Source organism: Taklimakanibacter albus (assembly GCF_016595235.1).
GTDB classification, from domain to species: domain Bacteria; phylum Pseudomonadota; class Alphaproteobacteria; order Rhizobiales; family Aestuariivirgaceae; genus Taklimakanibacter; species Taklimakanibacter albus.
Genome location: NZ_JAENHL010000007.1, coordinates 1954047 through 1974261 on the forward strand (window position 1 = coordinate 1954047; position 20215 = coordinate 1974261).

A 20215-nucleotide genomic window follows, 5' to 3' on the forward strand; every position below is an offset into this window, starting at 1 on the left:
TCTCACCGTTCCGCCTTGGGCTTGAGGATGCGGGTCAGGATTTCGCGCAGCACGCCGGCCTGGTCGGTCGGATCGAAATAGGGATCGAGCGCCGCGCGCCCGAAGGCGCCGTCGCCCAAAGCGGCGATCCAGGTGGCGAGTTTGGCGATGTCGAACGAGGCGTCGATCTGCCCTTTGGCGGCGGCCTTCTTGAGGATGCCGGTGAGGGCGGCGATCTGCTCGGCATCATTGCGCGCGACGAGATGGCCGACGGACGGATTGCGCATCGCCTCGGCGAAGATCTCGATGCCGATCTTGCGGTAGACCGGCTCGGCGATCAGCTCGAGATTGTGCTGCATGAGCTTGAACAGCTCTTCGAACAGGTCGTCCGCCTGGTTCGCCTTTTCGTACCATTCCGAGGTCTTGCGGCGGTCCTCGTCGACGATGGCCTCGATGATGGCGTTCTTGTTCTTGAAATAATGGAACAGGTTGCCGGGGCTCATGCCGGCCTCGGCGCAGATTTCCGCCGTCGACGTCTTATGGAAGCCGCTGCGCGCAAAGCAGACGACCGCCGCATCGAGGATCTGACGGCGCTTCGCTTCGTATTTTTCCGGGTCGACTTTCCGCATGGTCCGAGAGTCCAAAATCTTTAATCGATCAGTCGATCTAGTAATTGACAGGCCCGACGTCAAGGGGCTCCCCTTGCGCCGGAACAGATAATGTCTCGCGGCCAGGGAGTAAAAAGCATAATTGTTTCAGTATATTACGCCAGGATTACGCAACCGCCGAAAGCCAAAAAACCAAGGCAGCTCATGCGCTTGGGCGGCGATCACCCTCCCCGACTTCCCCTTCTCCCGCCTGCGGGAGAAGGTGGCCGAAGGCCGGATGAGGGTGTTCTCTCAGCCTCACCGCAACGATCAAGTGTGGGAAATATTGAAGCTTCATCGCTTCTCTTGAAGAGCTGCCGCGAGACCCTCATCCGCCCTATCGGGCACCTTCTCCCGCAAGCGGGAGAAGGGAAAACTCAAAGCTCCGTCCGCACGTCCCACAATTCGGGGAACAGCACCACTTCCAGCATGCGGCGCAGATAGGCGACGCCGGATGTGCCACCGGTGCCGCGCTTGAAGCCGATGACGCGTTCGACCGTCGTCACATGATTGAAACGCCAGCGGCGGAAATAGTCTTCGAAATCGACGAGCTTCTCGGCGAGCTCATAGAGTTCCCAATGATGCGCCGGGTCGCGATAGATGACCGCCCAGGCAGCCTTGACGCTTGCTTGCGCCTGATAGGGCTCGGCCACGTCGCGGTCGAGCACCGCCCGATCGATGGCGAAGCCGCGCCGGTCGAGGATGCGGATCGCCTCGTCATAAAGGCTGGGCTTGCGTCTTATGCCGTCGAGCCAATCGTGAATATCCCGCTTGTGTCCATGCGGCGCCAGCATCGCGGCATTCTTGTTGCCGGCCAGAAATTCGATGGCGCGATATTGAAAGGATTGCAGTCCCGAGGACTGGCCGAGACTTTCACGGAACAGCGTATATTCGCTGGGCGTCATGGTGCGCAGCACGTCCCAGGCCGAATTGAGCTGCTCCATGATGCGCGCCACCCGCGCCAGCATCTTGAAGGCGGGTTGCAGATCGTCGCTGGCGATGGCGCGCGTCGCGGCGCTCAATTCGTGGATGGCGAGCTTCATCCATAATTCGCTCGTCTGATGCTGGATGATGAACAGCATCTCGTCATGCGCGACGGAATGCGGTGCCTGCGCCGTCAGTATCTTGTCGAGCTGCAGATAATCGCCATAGGACATGCGGCTCGTGAAATCCGTTTCGGCCCCATCCTTCTTCGGATCGAAGGGCTTCGTGCTCATGTGACGGCGGCCCGCTTCTTGAATTGCGGCTGGTCCCACAGGCGCTCGGCCATCACCCGCTCGAGAATGCGCGCCGCGTCCCAGACATCGGTGAAGCCAATATAAAGCGGCGTCAGGCCGAAGCGGATGATGTCGGGGGCGCGGAAGTCACCGATGACGCCCTGGGCGATGAGGGCCTGCATCACCGCATAACCGTCGTCGCAATGGAACGACACCTGGCTGCCGCGCTGCGCCGCATCACGCGGGCTCGCCAGCCTCAGGCCGTAAGCTCCGCAGCGTCCTTCGACCTCAGAGATGAAGAGATCGGCGAGCCGCACCGATTTGTCGCGCAGCAGAGTGAGATCGACGCCGTCCCAGACATCGAGGGCGGAATCGAGCGCGATCATCGACAGGACGCCCGGCGTTCCGGCGCGCAGACGATCGATGCCCTGTGCGGGCCGGTAATCGAGATCGAAGGCGAAAGGCGCTGCATGGCCCATCCAGCCCGACAGCGACGGCACGATTTTGTCCTGGAGATCGGGGCGCACATAGACGAAGGCCGGCGCGCCCGGACCGCCATTGAGATATTTGTAGCCGCAGCCGACCGCAAAATCCGTGTTGGCGCCGCTGAGATCGACCGGAAAGGCGCCGGCCGAATGGCAGAGATCCCAGATGGCGAGCGCGCCTTTCGCTTGCGCCTTGGCGATGAGCGTCTTCATGTCATGACGCCGGCCGGTGCGGTAGTCGACCTCGGTCAGCATCAGCACCGCGAGATCATCGCCGAGCGCCGCCTCGACCTCTTCCGGCGCCACGATGCGCAGCTCGACGCCACCGCCCAACGCCTTGATGACGCCTTGCGCGACATAAAGATCGCTCGGGAAATTACCGCTGTCGGAGAGGATGACGCGTCGGCCGGGCCTGAGCCCCAAGGCGGCCGTCAGCACCTTCACCAGATTGATCGAGGTCGAATCCGCCGCCAGCACCGTGCCGGGTTTGGCGCCAATGAGCTTGCCGATACGATCCCCCAACACGCGCGGCAGATCGAACCAGCCATGTGTGTTCCAGCCGCGGATGAGGCTCTGGCCCCATTCCTCCGCAACGGCGCCCGCGAGCCGTTCCGCCACATGGCGCGGCAATGGCCCCAGCGAATTGCCATCGAGATAGATGGTGTTTTCCGGCAGGACGAAAAGCTGGCGCTTGCCTTTAAGCGGATCGGCGAGATCGAGCGCCTCGGCTTGCGCACGTGTGATCATTTGCCGGCCTCTTCGGCGCGCAGCGCGAAACGCTGCAGCTTGCCGGTCTGGGTCTTGGGCAGCGCATCGCGGAACTCGATGCGGCGCGGATATTTGTACGGCGCGATCTCGGCCTTCACGTGGTCCTGCAAGAGCTTCACCATTTGTGCGTCCTTGGGATTTCCGGGCCGGAGAACGATGAAGGCTTTGGGTACCATGCCGCGCTCTTCATCGGCAACGCCGATCACCGCGCATTCGGCGATGGCCGGATGAGTAAGCAGCGCATTTTCGATCTCCGGCCCCGAAATGTTGTAGCCGGCCGAGATGATCATGTCGTCGGAGCGCGCCTGATACCAGAAATAGCCGTCCTCATCCTGGATGAAGGTGTCGCCGGTGATGTTCCAGCCTTTCTCGACATAGTTGCGCTGGCGCTTGTCGTCGAGATAGCGGCAGCCGATCGGGCCTTTCACCGCCAGGCGGCCGGGCGTGCCGCGCGGCGCTTCATTGCCGGCCGCATCGACGATGCGCGCCTGGTAGCCCGGCACCGGCAGGCCGGTCGAGCCGGCGCGGATCTTGTCCTCGGGCGCGCCGATGAAAATATGCAGCATCTCGGTGGCGCCGATGCCGTCCATCAGCTTGATGCCGGTGCGGTCGAGCCAGGCGTCGAACACCGCCTTGGGCAAGGTCTCGCCCGCCGACACGCATTTGCGCAAGGACTTGCCCGATTGCCTCCCGAGCTTCGCCAGCATGGCGCGATAGGCGGTGGGCGCGGTGAAAGTGATGGTCGCCTGATGTTTGTCGATTGCCCCGATCAGATCGTCGGGTGCGGCTTTTTCGAGCAGGATCGAGGACGCGCCGACCCGCATCGGAAAGATTACCAGCCCGCCGAGGCCGAAGGTGAAAGCGAGCGGCGGCGACCCGATGAACCGGTCGGAGGCCTCGGCCTTCAGCACATGCCTGCCATAGCCGTCGGCGATGAGCAGCACGTCACGATGGAAATGCATGGTGCCCTTGGGCTCGCCCGTTGTCCCTGAGGTGAAGCCGATGAGACAGACATCATCCGCCGCCGTGTCGCAGGCGGTGAACCGAGGCGAGGCCCGGCGCATCAGGGCTTCGAGCCCGTCCGGCGCATCGCCGTTGAAATAGACGATGCGTTTGAGATCCGGCGACTGCGCTTTGGCCTTTTCCATCTCCTCGGCGAGGCGTGCGTCGCAGAGCGCCAGCGCAATCTTGGCTTTTCCGATCGGATAGGAAAGCTCCTTGGCGCGCAACAGCGGCATGGTGGCGACGGCGATGCCGCCCGCTTTCATCACCGCGAGATAGGCGGCGACGAATTGCGGATTATTGGCCGAGCGCAGCAGCACCCGTCCGCCGGGCACGAGCCCGCATTTGCCAGTTAGCACATTGGCGATGCGGTTCACCCGCTCGGCCATCTCGCCATAGCTGACGGTCGCGCTGTCGGTGATCATGCACGGCCGGTCGTGCCAGCCCTTGTCGAGCCAACGGTCGAGCAGCTCGCTCACGCAATTGAGACGGTCGGGATAACGGTATTCCGGGCGATCGAAGATGAGATCGGGCCACAGATCGCGCGGCGGCAGATGATCGCGGGCGAATGTGTCGGCATAGGCGCTCGGAATCATTGCGGCTCCTCACGGATATAATGCGCGGTCGCGCGCCGTGAGATCACGATCACTTCAGGCCACAATGGCCTGAAGTGATAAACGTGATCGTATATTCAATTGGCGCGTGATCGGACGGAAAACCGGTTTCCACTTTTCCTGATCACGCGCCGATAGTTTAATTCTAAAATAATCGCTCCGAATGTCAATTGCAGCCGCCCGGCAAAAACGCTTTAGACTTGAAATAATTTCCGGCCCGGCCTTACAATCGCTGTGAGCAACGAAAGACAGGGTACATGGTTGAACAGCGAGCACTCGTCACGGGCGGAAGCCGAGGCATCGGACGCGCCATTGCCATGGCGCTCTCTGGCCTTGGTCATGATGTCACTATCATGGGCCGCACGGAAGCCGCCTTGACGCAAGCGATCGCCGAGGGCGTCGCCAAGCGCGGCTTGAGCGTCGACGTCACCGATGAGAAGGCGCTGAGCCAGGCGGTCGCCGACAGTGGTCCCTATCACATCCTGATCAATAATGCGGGTGCCGCCGAATCCGCTCCCTTCCACACCACCAGCCTCGATCTCTTCCGCCGCATGATGGCGGTGAATGTCGAAAGTGCCTTCATCGCCACGCGAACCGCCCTGCCGGGCATGGTGAAATTGGGCTCGGGCCGTATCGTCAATGTCGCCTCGATCGCCGGCCTCAAGGGTTATCCCTATGTCTCGGCCTATTGCGCGGCGAAACACGCCATCATCGGGATGACCCGTGCGCTGGCGCTGGAGCTCGCCAAGACCCGCATCACAGTCAATGCGCTCTGCCCCGGCTATACCGACACCGATCTCATCGCCGAGGCTGCGAACACAATCGCCAAGAAGACCGGTATACCCGCCGCCAAGGCGATCGAACATTTCGCCAAGACGAATCCTGGCGGCCGGCTGATCACGCCGGCGGAAGTGACCAATGCGGCTCTGTGGCTGTGCTCCGAGGGCGCCTCCGCCATCACCGGCCAGGCGATCACCGTTGCGGGAGGCGATTTGTGACGACGCCCGAAGAGCAGTCTCCCTTGTGGATCGACGCCGAGACGACAGTGGCGGCGCGCCCCGCCGACCATAAGATGGAATTGCGCCTGTGGCTGCGCCTCCTCTCCTGCTCGCGCCTCATCGAGAACGACATCCGCCGTCATCTCAATGCCGAGTTCGATTTCAGCCTGCCGCGTTTCGATATATTGGCGCAGCTCGACCGCGCCGATGCAGGCCTGGTGCTGGGCGAAGTATCGAAGCGGCTGATGGTCTCGGCCGGCAACATCACCAGCCTGGTCGAGGGCCTCGTCAAATCGGGCCATATCACCCGCACTACATCGAGCGGTGACCGCCGCGCCCAGGTCATCCGGCTCACCGACAAGGGCCGGCGCGAATTCCGCCGCATGGCCAAGGTCCATGGCGACTGGATCGCCAGATATTTCGAGCATCTGTCGCAAAAGGACATCGACAAATTGATGGATCTCCTGGCCTCCCTCAAGGACTCGACACGCGAAACCATCCTGGCGAGGCAGCAGCCATGAACCGCACTCATGCCGTGATACCGCCCTTGAGCGCTTACAAAGCCCGCCATGTGCTGATGACCGTGACGGACGGCGTGGCGTCCATCACGCTCAACCGGCCGGAGAAGAAGAACCCGCTCACTTTCGACTCCTATGACGAGCTCACCGCTATTTTCGCCGCCGCCCGCAAGGACGAGACCACCCATGCCTTCGTGATCTCGGGCGCCGGCGGCAATTTCTCCTCCGGCGGCGATGTGCTGGAAATCATCGGGCCGCTCACTGAAATGAACGTGCCGCAATTGCTGCGCTTCACCGAGATGACCGGCGATCTGGTCAAGACGATGCGCGCCTGCCCGCAGCCGATCATTTCCGCCATCGACGGCATCTGCGCCGGCGCCGGCGCCATCATCGCCATGGCCTCCGATTTGCGGTTCGGCACCGAAGCGTCGAAGATCGCCTTCCTGTTCAACCGCGTCGGCCTCGCCGGCTGCGACATGGGGGCCTGCGCCATGCTGCCCCGCATCATCGGCCAGGGCCGCGCCTCCGAGCTGCTTTATACCGGCCGCGCCCTGGGCGGTGCGGAAGCCGAGCGCTGGGGCTTCTTCAACCGCCTCGTCGATCCGGCCAATCTCATCGAGGAAGCGACGAAGCTGGCGCGTCAGCTCGCTTCGGGCCCGACCTTCGCCAATGGCATGACCAAACGCATGTTGCAGGCCGAATGGGCGATGAGCATCGACGATGCGGTGGAGGCCGAGGCGATCGCCCAGGCGCTGTGCATGAAGACTGAGGATTTCCGCCGCGCCTATGAGGCTTTTGCCAATAAGCAGAAGCCTGTCTTCAAGGGCGATTGAGCATGACCGACCGCAGCTTCCTCGCCTGGCCGTTTTTCGAGCAGAGGCATCGCGATCTCGAGGCGGAGGTGCTGGCTTTCGCCCGCAATGAAGTACCCGCGCTCGTCGATCATCACGACCCCGACCAGTCCTGCCGCAAGCTCGTCGCCGCTTTGGGTGACAGCGGTCTGCTGCGCCATGCGGTGACGGCGCCATACGGTGGGCGCGCCGAAAAACTCGACGTGCGCTCTCTGTGCCTTATCCGCGAAACCCTGGCCTATGCCGACGGGCTCGCCGATTTCGCTTTCGCCATGCAGGGCCTCGGTACCGGTCCCGTCACCTTGTTCGGCACCGAGGAGCAGAAGCGCAGATGGCTGCCGCCCATCGCCCAAGGCAAGGCGATCTCGGCCTTCGCTTTGTCGGAGCCCGAAGCCGGCTCGGATGTGGCAGCGCTTGCCTGCACCGCGCGGCCCGACGGCAATGAACATGTCGTCATTGAGGGCGAGAAGACCTGGATCTCCAATGGCGGCATCGCCGATCGTTATGTCGTCTTCTGTCGCACCGGTGAGGCGCCGGGAGCCCGCGGCCTCAGCGCCTTCATGGTCGAGGCGGATACGCCGGGCCTCAGCATCGCCGAGCGCATCGAGACCATCTCGCCGCATCCGCTGGCGCGCCTGCACTTCGACAATTGCCGTATTCCGATCGGCAACCGCATCGGCAAAGGCGGTGAAGGCTTCAAGATCGCTATGTCGGTGCTCGACATCTTCCGCTCGACGGTGGGCGCCGCCGCTCTGGGCTTTGCCCGGCGCGCCCTCGACGAGGCGCTGATTCATGTGTCGAGCCGGCGCCTGATGGGCGGCGTGCTCGCCGACCTCCAGATGGTGCAGGGCCAGATCGCCGACATGGCGCTCGATGTCGATGCTTCCGCGCTGATGGTCTATCGCGCCGCCTGGACCAAGGACCAGGGCGCCGAGCGCATCACCCGCGAGGCGGCGATGGCGAAATTCACCGCGACCGAAGCGGCGCAGCGGGTGATCGACACCGCCGTGCAGCTTTTCGGCGGGCTCGGCGTCAAATCGGGCACGCGGCCCGAGCAGCTTTATCGCGAGATCCGCGCCTTGCGCATCTATGAAGGGGCGAGCGCGGTGCAAAAGGTCATCATCGCGCGCTCGCTGCTCTCTCCCACCACGAAAGCCTGATCATGACCGTGTCGCTTGCCCGCGAAGATGGCATCGCCATCATCACCATCGACAATCCGCCAGTGAACGCGACCTCGCATTCCGTGCGCCAGGGCCTGGCGGAAGCCATCACGCAGATCACGCAAGATACGTCGCTGCGCGGCGTCATCCTCGCCTGCACCGGCAAGACCTTCGTCGCCGGAGCCGATATCCGCGAATTCGGCAAGCCGCCGGTACCACCGTCCTTGCGCGATGTCATCGCGGCGCTCGAAGCGCTCACCATTCCCGTCGTCGCCGCCATTCACGGCACGGCCCTCGGTGGCGGTTTCGAGCTTGCCCTCGCCTGCCACTATCGCGTGATGAACAGACACGCCTTTGTCGGTCTGCCGGAAGTCACGCTCGGCATCATTCCAGGCGCCGGCGGCACGCAGCGGCTGCCGCGCCTCATCGGCATGGCCCCGTCCATCGACATGATCACCTCGGGCCGTCGCGTGGCCGCGGACGAAGCCTTTAAGCTCGGCATCGCCGACAGGATCGGGGAAGGCAATCTCATCGCCGAGGCGCGCGCCTTCCTCGCAACGAAGCCGGTGGTCAGGCGGGTGCGCGACCTCATCGCCGCGCCTGCAAATTTTGCCGAGTTGCGCAAGCAGGTGAAAGCGCGCGGCCAGACAAGTCCGGTTCGCGCTTTCGACGTCCTGGAAGAGACCGCACATCTCGACTTCGCGCAGGGCATGGCGCGCGAGGCGGAAGTCTTCGCTGAGCTGCGCAATTCCGAGCAGGCACGCGCGCTGCGCCACATCTTCTTCGCCGAACGCGAGATCGCCAAAATTCCCGAGGCCGACGCGAAACCGCGACCGGTGGCACATCTGGGCGTCATCGGTGGTGGCCTGATGGGAACCGGCATCGCCGCCGCGGCTCTGCTCTCCGGCCTCTCCGTTACTTTGCTTGAGCGCGATCAGCCGTCGGCTGATCTCGCCCGCGACCGGGCTCTGGGCTTGCTGAAAAGCTCGGTCGAGCGCGGCAAGCTCGCACAAGCCGACTTCGACCGGATCGCCGCCGGCGGATTGCGCACCACCGCGACGATGGCCGATCTCTCTTCCGCCGATCTGGTGATCGAGGCCGCCTTCGAGGATCTGGGCGTGAAGCAGGCGATCTTCCGCGATCTCGACAAGGCCGCGAAGCCCGACGCCATCCTCGCCACCAACACCTCCTATCTCGATGTCGGGGCCATCGCCGATGTGACGGCGCGGCCGCAGCAGGTCATCGGTCTGCATTTTTTCTCGCCCGCCCATATCATGAAGCTGCTCGAAGTGGTCGTGCCGCCCAAGGTGGCGCCCGAAACCGTGGCGACCGGCTTCGCCCTTGGCCGTAGGCTCGGCAAGATCGCGGTCCGCGCCGGCGTCTGCGACGGCTTCATCGGCAACCGCATTCTCTCGGCCTATCGCAAGCAGGCCGAATATCTGATGGAGGACGGCGCCGCCCCGGCCGAGATCGATGCCGCCTTCCGCGATTTCGGCCTGCCCATGGGCGTGTTCGAGATGCAGGATATGGCCGGGCTCGACATCATCTGGGCCAACCGCAAGGCTCTCGCCCCCACACGCGACCCGCGCGAGCGTTATGTCCGCATCGTCGATCTCATCTGCAAGAGCGGGCGCTTCGGCCGCAAGACCGGCAGCGGCTATTACAATTACGCCGGCAAGACGCCAACGCCTGATGAGGCGACCTCGGCTCTCATCGCGGAGGAACGCAAACATCGGAACATCACGCCGCGCACCTTCAGCAAGGACGAGATCATGGACCGCATCCTGCTCGCCATGATCAATGAAGGCGCCCGCATTCTCGAGGAAGGCATCGCCCTTCGCGCCAGCGACATCGATGTCGTCATGGTCAATGGCTACGGCTTTCCGCGCTGGCGCGGCGGCCCGATGTTTTTGGCCGACGAGATCGGCGTGAAGGCCGTCCTGCGCCGTATCGAAGCGCTGGCCAAGGAGGATGCCTGGTTCTGGCGACCGTCGGAACTGCTCCTGCGGCTGGCGGAGACGAACGGGAAGCTCGGCTAGATTTTATTCCACCATAAATCTCGAACTGAAGGGCAAGCCCGCCGCGCCGACGGCCTTGGGCGACGGCGAGAGTTTTCCGGCAATGACCGTGACGCCCGGCAGCACCGTGCCGAGCTTCGCGCATAAGGCCTGGCAGACATCTTCGGGAATGTAGGACGAAAGGATCACTGTCCTCACCTCGACGAACTGAGCGAGCGCCGTGATGGAGCTGCGCATCGAGGCGATGAGATCATTCTCCCAGGTGAGCAGGAGATCGGCCCGGTCCCAGAGCGGCTCCGTCGGGAGCCCTTTGCCGCCCGCCAGGCGTTCGAGCGCGCCGAGTCCGATGTCAAAGCTCAAGGGCGAGTTGCTGTTATAGATCTGGTGATTGAGGACGAGCCGGCTGTGCAATTCATGGCCCAGATAGAAATAGAGATAATCGGCATGGGGCTTGGCCGAACCGAACATGCTCTCGCCGGCCGCGGCGGCGGTGATGTCGTTCTGCACGAACACCGCCTGGCCGATCTCCTTCTCGATTTCCTCCTGCAGCGCCGCATAGCGGTGCTTCGGATCGCTTTTGCCGGCCGTAAGGCCCGAGCGCGATTCGGGCAGAGCGAGGCCGATGCCAGCCAGCCGATCCTGGGTGCCGGGCGGCAGGACTTCGAGGGCGCGCTGGATCGTCTCGAGGAATTCCGGATGATTGCTTTTGCTGTTGGGCTCAGGGTTGGGCAGCGTCGCGTGGAAACGCACGGCGCCGACGAAGTCGATGAGCACGATATGGGCGCGTTTGCTGCCGATGCTGATGCCGACCGAATAGGCGCCCTCCGGATTGAGCACCACGGGCGTGGTCGGCGGTCCGACGCGGCCCTTCTGCACCTTGCCCTTCATGACAAGGCCTTCCTGCTCGAGCGAGCGCACCAGCACCGATACGGTCTGGGCCGAAAGCCCGGTGCTTTCGCCGATCTCGAGCCGGGTGATGCCGTCATTCTGTAGGAGCAGCGACAGGAGGAGCCGCTCATTGTAGCTGCGCACGCTGGTGGCGTTCAGGCCAGCGGCGCGATCGGCGATGCGCAGCGGATTGGGCGGTGCGAAGCGCATGTCAGGCATGATCGCTCCATCCGATCGTCACGACCTCGCTCGCCAGGGCGACACCCAGCGCCGCATGGGCTTCGGCATTGATATGGAATCCGTCGAGCGGATCACACTGGATCACCGAGCCTGCGTCGAAAAAATGCACTTCGAGCGAGTCCGCGAGGATCTCGAATTCCAGCGCCAAACGGTGCGACTTCTGCTGCGCGCCCGAGAAGATCGATTCCCATTCCTTGATGTCGTCGCGCATCGGCGGTGGCGCGACGATCATGATCTCGGGCACATGCCCGCCGGGACCGGGCGCCAGCTCTTTTATATCATAGACGAGGCAGCCGATGCCCATCGCCACTTCCGATGGCGGCTGCTGGAAGCGCGCCTTGAGATCATTGGTGCCGAGCATGATGATGATGAGATCGAGCGGCGCATGGCTCTGCAGGCAAGGCCGCAGATAACGCCGGCCGTTTTTGTGGACGCCTTCGATCGGATCGTCGCGGACCGTGGTGCGTCCGCTCAGGCCTTCCTCGAGGACGTGCCATTTGGAACCGAGCTCACGGGCGAGCACGCCCGGCCAGCGCTGTGTCCAGCCATAGCGGTCGAGAGGCGTGCCGCCCGGAACTTGTCCATGCGTGTTCGAATCGCCGAAGCAGAGCACCGTGCGCACCGCCGATCTCCCCGAATTGTCAGCAAAATCAAAGCTTAGGGGGCGCTCCGGGATATCCTCGGCGCCACCCGGACGATGCCATTCGGGAGGATGGGTGACAAGTCGCGAGTTATTCATTCAACATGAATAACTATTGACAAGCCCAAAAACAATGTGTTTTCTGACCCTCGAAGTCATTCCGTAAGAATTCCCGCTGCCGCGCCGGCCATCACTGTGATGTCCGGTGAAGGGGGAACTGCATTCAAAATTGGCGCCCGGAACGACCGTGACCGACATGAGCCCAATGGGAGGACTCTCAATGAGACATCTGGTGAAATCACTCGTCGCCGGCGCTTTGCTCGCCGCGACCATCCTCACGCCGTCGGCCATGGCCGACGAGGTCAATCTGCTGGATGGCGTCACCGCGCGCGCCGAAGGCAACTCGACCGTCGAAGCCGGCAAGTTCAAGAAGGACCCGCCCTGGGTCATCGGCATGAGCCATTTCGGCGTCAACGCCAATACCTGGACGGTCCAGGTCGCGCATGAATCCAAGGCCGCCGCCGCGAAGGACAAGCGCATCAGCAAATTCATCCTGCTCGACGCCGGCTTCGATCAGAAGAAGCAGGTCGCCGACATCGAAGACCTCATCGCCCAGAAGGTCGATGCGATCATCGTGCAGCCCGTCACCTCGACCTCGGCCGATGCCAGCATAGCGAAAGCGGTCGCCGCCGGCATTCCGGTCATCGTCCATACCGGCCGCATCGAGACCGACGCCTTCACCACCGAGATCCAGGGCGGTGCCGAGCATTTCGGCAAGGTCATGGGCGACTTCCTGGTGAAGGAGCTCGGCGGCAAAGGCAATATCTGGGTGCTGCGCGGTCTCGCCGGGCACCCTGAGGACACCAACCGCTACAACGGCCTGCTGCAGTCGCTGAAAGGCACCGACATCAAGATCATCGTCGAGGAGCATGGCGACTGGCAATATGACAAGACCAAGAAGGTCTGCGAGACGCTCTATCTGAACAACCCGCAGGTCGACGGCATCTGGTCGTCGGGCGCCGACATGACGCGCGCCTGCGTCGACGTCTTCAAGCAGTTCGGCACACCCATCCCGCCGATCAGCGGCGAAGGCAATAACGGCTTCTTCGGCCAGTGGATCAAGGACGGCTTCAAGTCGATCTCGGCCGAATACAGCCCATCCCAGGGGGCGGCCGGCATCCGCGCCGCCGTGGCGCTGCTCGAAGGCAAGGCGCTCATGAAGCACTATGACTACAACCCGCCGGGCTGGGATCTCGAGAAGGTCAAGAAATACTATCGCGAAGATCTCTCCGCCAATGTGTGGTGGCCCTCCGAGCTCACCGAGGAGCAGCTCAAGGAACTCTACGGCGTGAAGTGACGACGTCCCCTCTCCCGTCGTACGGCGCCGGGAGAGGGATTTTCGCAAATACATGGATAGTCCCATGGCCAGCCTCGTCGAGATGTCGAATATCGCCAAAGCCTTCGGCGGCAGCATCGCGCTCAAGAGTGTGTCGCTCGCGCTGACGCCGGGAAGCGTTCACGCGCTGATGGGCGAGAACGGCGCCGGCAAATCGACCTTGATGAAGATCCTCGCCGGCGTGCACCAGCCCGACGCCGGTGAAATCCGCATCAAGGGCGAACGCGTGACCTTCGCCCGTCCGAAGGACGCCATCGCCGCCGGCATTTCGACCGTGTTCCAGGAGCTTTCGCTCCTGCCCAATCTCACCATCGCCGAGAACATGTTTTTGGGCCGCGAGCCGACCGGCTGGCTCGGCACCGTCGACTATCCGACGATGAACCAGCTGGCGGAGCGGGCCCTGGCGGAGCTCGGTCTCAGTCTCGATCCCCGCACCCTTGTTGCCGATCTCACCATCGCCGAGCGGCAATTCGTCGAGATCGCCCATGGCATCAAGGCCGACGCGAATGTCTTCATTCTCGACGAGCCGACCGCGGCGCTCAACGCCGCCGATGTCGAGAAGCTGAACCGCCAGATCCGCCGCCTGCGCGATGCCGGCAAGGCCATCGTCTACATTTCGCATCGTATGGACGAGATCTTCGCGATCTGCGACACGGTCACCGTGCTGAAGGACGGCGAGCTCGTCGGCACCAAGCCGCTCGCCCAGATGACGCCCGACCGGCTCATCGCCATGATGGTCGGCCGCGAGCTGAAAGACCTGTTTCCACCGCGCGCCACCGAGCTTGGCGAGGTCGTCCTCGACATAAGGGACTTCCGCATCGATGCCGCCGCGAAATCCTTTTCGCTGTCGCTGCACAAAGGTGAGATCATCGCGCTGGCGGGCCTCGAGGGTCAGGGCCAGCAGAAATTGCTGCGCGCTTTGGTCGGCCTGTTCCAACCGGCCGCCGGAACGGTGAGCAAGGGCGGGACGACGCTGCCTTTGCCGGCCTCGGCGGCTTCCGGCATCCGCCGGCTGCAGGCGGCGCGTATCGGCTTCATCCCCGAGGACCGCAAGGATGAAGGCCTGTTCCTCGGCCTGCCGGTCAGCCACAACATCACCATGGCGCTGCATGCCGGGCGCCCATCGCTGGCGCTGGCCAAACCTTATCAGCGCGAAATCGCCGAGACCCTCGCGAGCCTGCAGGTGAAGTCGGCCGGCAGCGAGGCGCCCGTCGCCTCGCTCTCGGGCGGCAACCAGCAGAAAGTGCTGCTCGGCCGCTATCTCGCCGCCGACATGGACGTGCTGCTCATCGAAGAGCCGACACGTGGCGTCGATATCGGCGCCAAATCCGAAATCTACAAATTGCTGCGGCGTTTCACCGCCAAGGGTGGCGCTGCGATCGTGCTGTCGCGCGAGACGATCGAGCTGATCGGGCTCTGCGACCGCATCTATGTCATGCATGCCAATACGCTGGTGGGCGAGATGCCGGCCAGGGAGGCCACGGAGCACAGGATTCTCGATGCCGCCCTCGTCGCCTGATCATCCCGCTCAACCCATGAAGCCCAGTTATCTGAAATGGCTCCTGGGCCAGGGCTCGCGCCAGGGCCTGTGGAGCCTGCCCCTTTTCATTGCGCTCGCCATCGCTTTGGGTCTGAGCCTCACGACGCAGCAATTCACCAGCACCGGCAATCTCTTCAACCTGATCACCCAGGCGATGCCGCTGATCATCACCGCGATCGGACAGATGTTCGTCATCTTGATCGGCGGTCTCGATCTGTCGGTCGGCTCGGTGATCAGCCTGTCGACCGCGATACTGGCGCTGGGCGGTCCCGCTTATGTGCTGATCCCCGCGGTGTTCCTGCTGGCCGCTTTGATCGGCGCCGTCAACGGCCTCGTCGTGACTAGGCTCAATGTCCATCCGATCATCGCGACACTGTCGATGCAATATATCGTGCTCGGCGTCACGCGCATTCTGCGCCCCGTTTCGGGCGGAACGGTGCCGGATATCGTCATCGCCTCGGTGTCGGGCACGTTGCTCGGCATTCCGCTCCCCGTCTTCTGGGGCATCGCGGTGCTGCTCCTCTCCTGGAAGCTTCTGCATGGCGCGCGTTTCGGGCTGCATCTTTTCGCCATCGGCGGCGGCATCGCCTCCGGCATGGAGAAGGTCGCGCATAATTTCGGCGTCGCCGAGCGGCGCAATATCCTTCTTGCCTATGTCACCTGCTCCTGCTTCGCCGCCCTTGCCGGCGTCTTTCTCGCCGGGCGCATCGTATCGGGCGATCCCAATGTCGGCCTTCTTTTCGAGCTCGACGCGATCACCGCGGTGGCGATCGGCGGCACGCAATTGTCGGGCGGAGTCGGCAGCCTCCATGGCACGGTGATCGGCGCTTTGGTCATGGCGCTTCTCGCCAATGGCATGAATCTCACCAACATGTCGCCCTTCATCCAGACGACGGTCAAGGGGGCGATCCTCCTGCTCGTCGTCGGCTTGCAGTCGCGCAAGAAGATGGGGCTGTGAGATGGCGATGATCCTGGCCGACAAGACCTGGCAGCGGCTGCGCCGCATCCCGCCCTCTTATCTCGTCTTCGCGGCGCTACTGCTCACTTTGTGGGTGCTGCGCCCGCATATGATGAACCCGAATATCTTGGGTATCTTCATCCGCCAGATCGTGCCGCTCGGCATTCTCGTACTCGGCCAGCTCCTGGTCATGCGCGTGCGCAGCATCGACCTGTCGGGCGGCGGCGTGATCCTGCTGATCAACTATTATATTTCCTCAGGCCTCTTCCCCGGCGCCTCGATGATGACTTTCGTCGCCATGGCGATCGCCACCGGCCTCGTCATCGGCACGTTCAACGGCGTCATGATCGCCAAACGGCGTGTCTCGGCGGTGATCGTCACGCTGGCGGTGAGCATCGTGCTGGTCGGCTTCGTGCAATATCTCTCGAGCGGCAAGCCGCCGGGCGACGTGCCGGCGATGTTCGCCGCCCTCTACAACACCAAGCTTCTCGGCATCCCGACGCCGGTGCTGCTGTGGATCGTGCTCACCCTTCTGATGTCGCTGTTCCTGGCGCGCACCGTCTTCGGGCGCGCGGTCGCCTCGGTCGGCGAGAATCTGAGCGCCGCGCATTTCTCCGGCGTCGCGGTGGAGCGCACGGTGATCGTCGCCCATATCCTTGCCGGACTGATGGCGGCGCTCGCCGCATTGGTGCAGACCGCCTCCATCGCGGTCGGCAGCGTGCGCGTCGGCCTCGATCTGCCGATCCTGGCGGTCGCGGCGACGATCCTCGGCGGTGTCGTGTTCGGACGTGGCGAAGGCGGCGTATGGGGGCCGTTCTTCGGTGTATTGTCCTTTGCTCTGCTCTTCATCCTCATGACGACTTTGGGCGTCGATGAGCCGGGCAAGCTGATCATCCAGGGCTTCATCATCCTTCTGGCGGCGATCTTCTACGGGGTACGCAGCGCCAAGCCCTGATCCTGAAAACCATCACGAGCAGTCGAGGAGAGTATTATGGAGCAGAAGTCCATTCTTTGTTTCGGGGATTCCCTGACCTGGGGCTGGATCCCCGTTGCGGAGGGCTCGCCGACATTGCGTTATGCCTATGCCGAGCGCTGGACCGGCGCGATGGCGGCGCAATTGGGCGACGGCTATCGCATCATCGAAGAGGGCTTGAGCGCCCGCACCACCAGCCTCGATGATCCCAATGACCCGCGGCTCAATGGCAGCGCCTATTTGCCGTCGGCCATAGCCAGCCATCTGCCGCTCGATCTCGTCATCGTTCTGCTCGGCACCAATGACACGAAGTCCTATTTCCGCCGCACGCCCTATGAGATCGCCATGGGCATGTCGAAGCTGGTCGGTCAGATTCTGACCGGCGGCGGTGGCATCGGAACGCCTTATCCCGCCCCCAAAGCGCTGGTCGTGGCGCCGCCGCCATTGACCGAGATGCCGCATCCTTATTTCCAGGGCATGTTCGAAGGCGGCACCGCCAAGTCGCGTGAGCTGGCGCGGCAATATCGCGACATGGCCGACTTCATGAAAGTGGACTTCCTCAATGCCGGAGACTTCGTCTCGACCGACGGCTGTGACGGCATCCACTTCACTGCTGAGAACAACAAGGATCTCGGCAAGGCGATCGCCGATAAGGTGAAGGAGATCTTCGCCCGCGATCCGGCCAGGAACGCGGCGTAACGCGCTCTAGCTGCGGCTGCGCAGGGACTGGGGATCGTAAGGCGAATCGTCGATCACCCGCGCCTTGCGCATCTCGCCCAATATCGGCACGTCGAGCGCCGTCCCGGTAACGCCAAGGCCAAGAGGCAGGAGCGCCAAAGCGATATCGTGTCCAAGCGTGTGGGCAAAGCCGCCCGAGGTGATGCGCCCGACCAGCCTGCCATTTTGATAGACGCCTTCATGCGCCAGCGCGCTGGCACCTTGGGTTTCGATCGCAAGCGTCACCAGCCGCCGCGCGACGCCCGCCTCCTTCTGCCGGACGAGGGCCGCGCGGCCGGCGAAGTCGCCTTTGTCCAAGGCGATGAAGCGATCGATGCCGCTCTCCCAGGCCGAGAGCTCCGGATTGATGTCGCGGAACATCGCCCGGAACGACTTCTCCAGCCTGAGCGATTCGAGCGCATAGAGCCCGACGGGCCTGAGACCATGCGCCTGCCCCGCCTGCAGCAGCAGGTCGAGCAGATGTCGCTGATAGGCCAAAGGATGATAGAGCTCCCAGCCGAGCTCGCCTTCATAATTGACCCTGAGCAGGCGCACATCGCTGGCGAGCCCCACCGCGCCTGTGCGAACGGTGAACCAGGGAAAGGCCTCGTTGGACAGATCGATCTCGGTCAGGGGCTGAAGGAGTTGCCGCGCATTCGGCCCTACGATGGTGAAGCAGCCGCGATCATTGGTGACATTGCTTAAGCGGACGCTGCCGTCCTCGGGCAGGAGCCGCGACAGCTCGTCGAAATTCCAGCGCTCGGCGCGCGGCGTCGATATGAGATAGAACAGACCGGCGGCGAGCTGCGCCACGATATACTCGGCCTGCACGCCGCCATTCTTCGTGAGGTGATGGCTGAGATTGACCCGGCCGGGCTTCGGCAGGCGATTGGCGAGAATGCCATCCAGCCATTTTTCGGCGCCGGGACCGCTGACCTCGAACTTCGTCATCGGCGTCATTTCGACGAGGCCGACGGCAGTGCGCACCGCGCGGACTTCTTCGCCGATGTACTTGTCGTAGCCGGTCCACCGCCAGCTATAGGCGCCGTCGGTTTCGACCCCATTCGGGCGATACCAGTTCGGAAACTCCCAGCCATTGAGCACGCCCCATTGAGCGCCGAGCTCGCTCAGGCGATCATAGGAAGGAGCGGTCTTCTGCGGGCGTGCCGCCGGCAGGCTTTCGCCGGGATAATGCTGAATGGCATGCGTGCCCCAGGCCTCGCGCACCTTTTCCCGCGTCCAGTTCTTGTTGGCATAGTCGCCGAAGCGGCGTGGATCGAGATCGGAGGTATCGAGGCTGTTGCCGCCTTCCACGATGCGCTCGGATAGATAATAGCCGATGGCGCCGCCCCAGAGAATTCCCCCCGGCACGCCTTCGGCGAGCCAGACATTCCTCAGGCCCCAGGCCGGCCCCATCAAGGGCAGCTCATCGGCGGTCATCTGGAAGGGCCCGCGGACATTCGCCTTGATGCCCGCGCGTCCGAGCGCCGGCAGCAGCTCGATGGCGCGCTCCCAATTCACCTCGACGGCATCGAAGTCCTCTTCCAGGAGATCGGCGCCGAACCATTCGGGCACGCCGTTCTCGGCGAAGAGCTTGAGCTTCTCGGTGCGCTCATACGGGCCGAACATCAGCCCGTCGCCCTCTTGCCTGATATAGCCTTCGACATCCTCATCACGCAGGATCGGCATTTCGGGCAGGCCTTGCTGCTTGCGCTCGACCAGCTCCGGCACGGCTTCGGTGATCCAGTATTGATGGATGATCGGGATCGCCGGGATATCGAGTCCCAGCAGAGCGCCGGTCTGGCGCGCATAGTTTCCGGTCGCGCAGACGACATGCTCGCAGGTGATCTCGCCCTTGTTGGTCGTTATCCGCCACTCGCCGCCGGGCAGTCTCGTAAAGCTACGGACTTCGGTCTCCAGATAGACCTTTGCGCCGCGGTCGCGGGCGCCCTTCGCCATCGCCTGCGTCACATCCGCCGGCGCGATATGGCCATCATCGGGATTATAGAGGGCGGCCAGCATGTCCTTATTGGCTAGCAGCGGCCAGAGCTTGCGGGCTTCTGCCGGCGTCAGCAGCTCGGCCCGCGTGCCCTGCGCATCGGCGACGCTCATATAGCTCTTGAACTCATCGAGCCGGTCGCGGCTGGTCGCCAGGCGCAGCTGGCCGCTTTTATGCCAGCCGACACTTTGCCCGGTATCGGCTTCGAGCCCTTCATAGATCTCGATCGTCCTGGCGATCATGCGGCCGATATTGAAGTTTCTCGTATAGGACGGGACCAGGCCCGCCGCATGCCAGGTCGAACCGGCGGTCAGCTGGGTGCGCTCGAGCAGCGCAATATCCGACCAGCCGCGCCGCGCCAGGCCGTAGAGGATCCCGGCCCCGACGCAACCACCACCGACTACCACCACCCGTGCATGTGCCTGCATGAGACCGCTCCCTCTCATTTCACCTGGAAATTACCGATCCTGGACACGCATGTCCACTCGTATTGCCCTGCGAGCAGCGTAATGCGGATGTGCCAAAATACCTATAGCTCGCGCTTCTATCGCGGCCGCGCGAGCCGCCGGCATAACGTTCTTGCACCGTTACGCAACTCTCTGTACAC

The 20215-nt window shown here is 63.3% G+C and carries 17 protein-coding genes; 10 read left to right on the plus strand and 7 right to left on the minus strand.

From position 1 onward, the window contains the following. Nucleotides 1–2: 2 nt before the first annotated feature. The 4 genes from JHL16_RS20770 to JHL16_RS20785 all read right to left on the minus strand — a co-directional run bounded on the left by JHL16_RS20770 (nucleotide 3) and on the right by JHL16_RS20785 (nucleotide 4694). Nucleotides 3–608, minus strand: a complete 606-nt coding sequence (locus JHL16_RS20770; protein WP_200186737.1) for a TetR/AcrR family transcriptional regulator — start codon at nucleotides 606–608, stop codon at nucleotides 3–5. Between the two features lie 395 nt (nucleotides 609–1003). Then, nucleotides 1004–1843, minus strand: coding sequence for a tryptophan 2,3-dioxygenase (gene kynA, locus JHL16_RS20775; protein WP_200186738.1), 840 nt, complete (start codon nucleotides 1841–1843; stop codon nucleotides 1004–1006). Then, nucleotides 1840–3075, minus strand: coding sequence for a kynureninase (kynU, locus tag JHL16_RS20780; RefSeq protein ID WP_200186739.1), 1236 nt, complete (start codon nucleotides 3073–3075; stop codon nucleotides 1840–1842). The genes kynA and kynU overlap by 4 nt, the downstream gene beginning before the upstream one ends. Then, complete coding sequence (locus tag JHL16_RS20785) at nucleotides 3072–4694, minus strand: benzoate-CoA ligase family protein (protein WP_200186740.1); 1623 nt, start codon at nucleotides 4692–4694, stop codon at nucleotides 3072–3074. The genes kynU and JHL16_RS20785 overlap by 4 nt, the downstream gene beginning before the upstream one ends. Before the next feature lie 275 nt (nucleotides 4695–4969). Between JHL16_RS20785 and JHL16_RS20790 the strand changes: the two genes are divergently transcribed. The 5 genes from JHL16_RS20790 to JHL16_RS20810 are packed head-to-tail and all read left to right on the plus strand — an operon-like array spanning nucleotide 4970 to nucleotide 10278. Beyond that, a complete protein-coding gene (locus JHL16_RS20790) occupies nucleotides 4970–5710 on the plus strand; it encodes an SDR family NAD(P)-dependent oxidoreductase (RefSeq protein WP_200186741.1) in 741 nt (246 codons plus the stop codon). A gap of 23 nt (nucleotides 5711–5733) precedes the next feature. Beyond that, a complete protein-coding gene (locus JHL16_RS20795; protein ID WP_246771106.1) occupies nucleotides 5734–6231 on the plus strand; it encodes a MarR family winged helix-turn-helix transcriptional regulator in 498 nt (165 codons plus the stop codon). Then, on the plus strand, nucleotides 6228–7061 hold the full coding sequence (locus tag JHL16_RS20800; protein ID WP_200186742.1) for an enoyl-CoA hydratase family protein: 834 nt from the start codon (nucleotides 6228–6230) through the stop codon (nucleotides 7059–7061). Before JHL16_RS20795 ends, JHL16_RS20800 begins: the two co-directional genes overlap by 4 nt. Before the next feature lie 2 nt (nucleotides 7062–7063). Further along, nucleotides 7064–8239, plus strand: coding sequence for an acyl-CoA dehydrogenase family protein (locus JHL16_RS20805; protein WP_200186743.1), 1176 nt, complete (start codon nucleotides 7064–7066; stop codon nucleotides 8237–8239). Nucleotides 8240–8241: 2 nt separating this feature from the next. Then, nucleotides 8242–10278, plus strand: coding sequence for a 3-hydroxyacyl-CoA dehydrogenase NAD-binding domain-containing protein (locus JHL16_RS20810; RefSeq protein WP_200186744.1), 2037 nt, complete (start codon nucleotides 8242–8244; stop codon nucleotides 10276–10278). A gap of 3 nt (nucleotides 10279–10281) precedes the next feature. On the opposite strand, the gene JHL16_RS20815 is transcribed toward JHL16_RS20810, so the two are convergent. Further along, nucleotides 10282–11364, minus strand: coding sequence for an ROK family transcriptional regulator (locus JHL16_RS20815; RefSeq protein WP_246770991.1), 1083 nt, complete (start codon nucleotides 11362–11364; stop codon nucleotides 10282–10284). Continuing rightward, on the minus strand, nucleotides 11357–12007 hold the full coding sequence (locus JHL16_RS20820; RefSeq protein WP_348647242.1) for an SGNH/GDSL hydrolase family protein: 651 nt from the start codon (nucleotides 12005–12007) through the stop codon (nucleotides 11357–11359). The genes JHL16_RS20815 and JHL16_RS20820 overlap by 8 nt, the downstream gene beginning before the upstream one ends. A 298-nt stretch (nucleotides 12008–12305) precedes the next feature. Between JHL16_RS20820 and JHL16_RS20825 the strand changes: the two genes are divergently transcribed. The 5 genes from JHL16_RS20825 (at nucleotide 12306) to JHL16_RS20845 (ending at nucleotide 17591) form a co-directional block, all read left to right on the plus strand. Further along, nucleotides 12306–13382, plus strand: coding sequence for an ABC transporter substrate-binding protein (locus JHL16_RS20825; protein ID WP_200186746.1), 1077 nt, complete (start codon nucleotides 12306–12308; stop codon nucleotides 13380–13382). 64 nt (nucleotides 13383–13446) lie between these two features. Beyond that, on the plus strand, nucleotides 13447–14940 hold the full coding sequence (locus JHL16_RS20830; protein ID WP_200186747.1) for a sugar ABC transporter ATP-binding protein: 1494 nt from the start codon (nucleotides 13447–13449) through the stop codon (nucleotides 14938–14940). A 16-nt stretch (nucleotides 14941–14956) separates the two neighbouring features. Further along, nucleotides 14957–15919, plus strand: coding sequence for an ABC transporter permease (locus tag JHL16_RS20835; RefSeq protein WP_200186748.1), 963 nt, complete (start codon nucleotides 14957–14959; stop codon nucleotides 15917–15919). 1 nt (nucleotide 15920) lies between these two features. After that, complete coding sequence (locus JHL16_RS20840) at nucleotides 15921–16874, plus strand: ABC transporter permease (protein WP_200186749.1); 954 nt, start codon at nucleotides 15921–15923, stop codon at nucleotides 16872–16874. A 36-nt stretch (nucleotides 16875–16910) separates the two neighbouring features. Continuing rightward, a complete protein-coding gene (locus tag JHL16_RS20845; protein WP_210346038.1) occupies nucleotides 16911–17591 on the plus strand; it encodes an SGNH/GDSL hydrolase family protein in 681 nt (226 codons plus the stop codon). 6 nt (nucleotides 17592–17597) lie between these two features. On the opposite strand, the gene JHL16_RS20850 is transcribed toward JHL16_RS20845, so the two are convergent. After that, nucleotides 17598–20036, minus strand: coding sequence for a GcvT family protein (locus tag JHL16_RS20850; RefSeq protein ID WP_200186750.1), 2439 nt, complete (start codon nucleotides 20034–20036; stop codon nucleotides 17598–17600). Nucleotides 20037–20215: the final 179 nt, after the last annotated feature.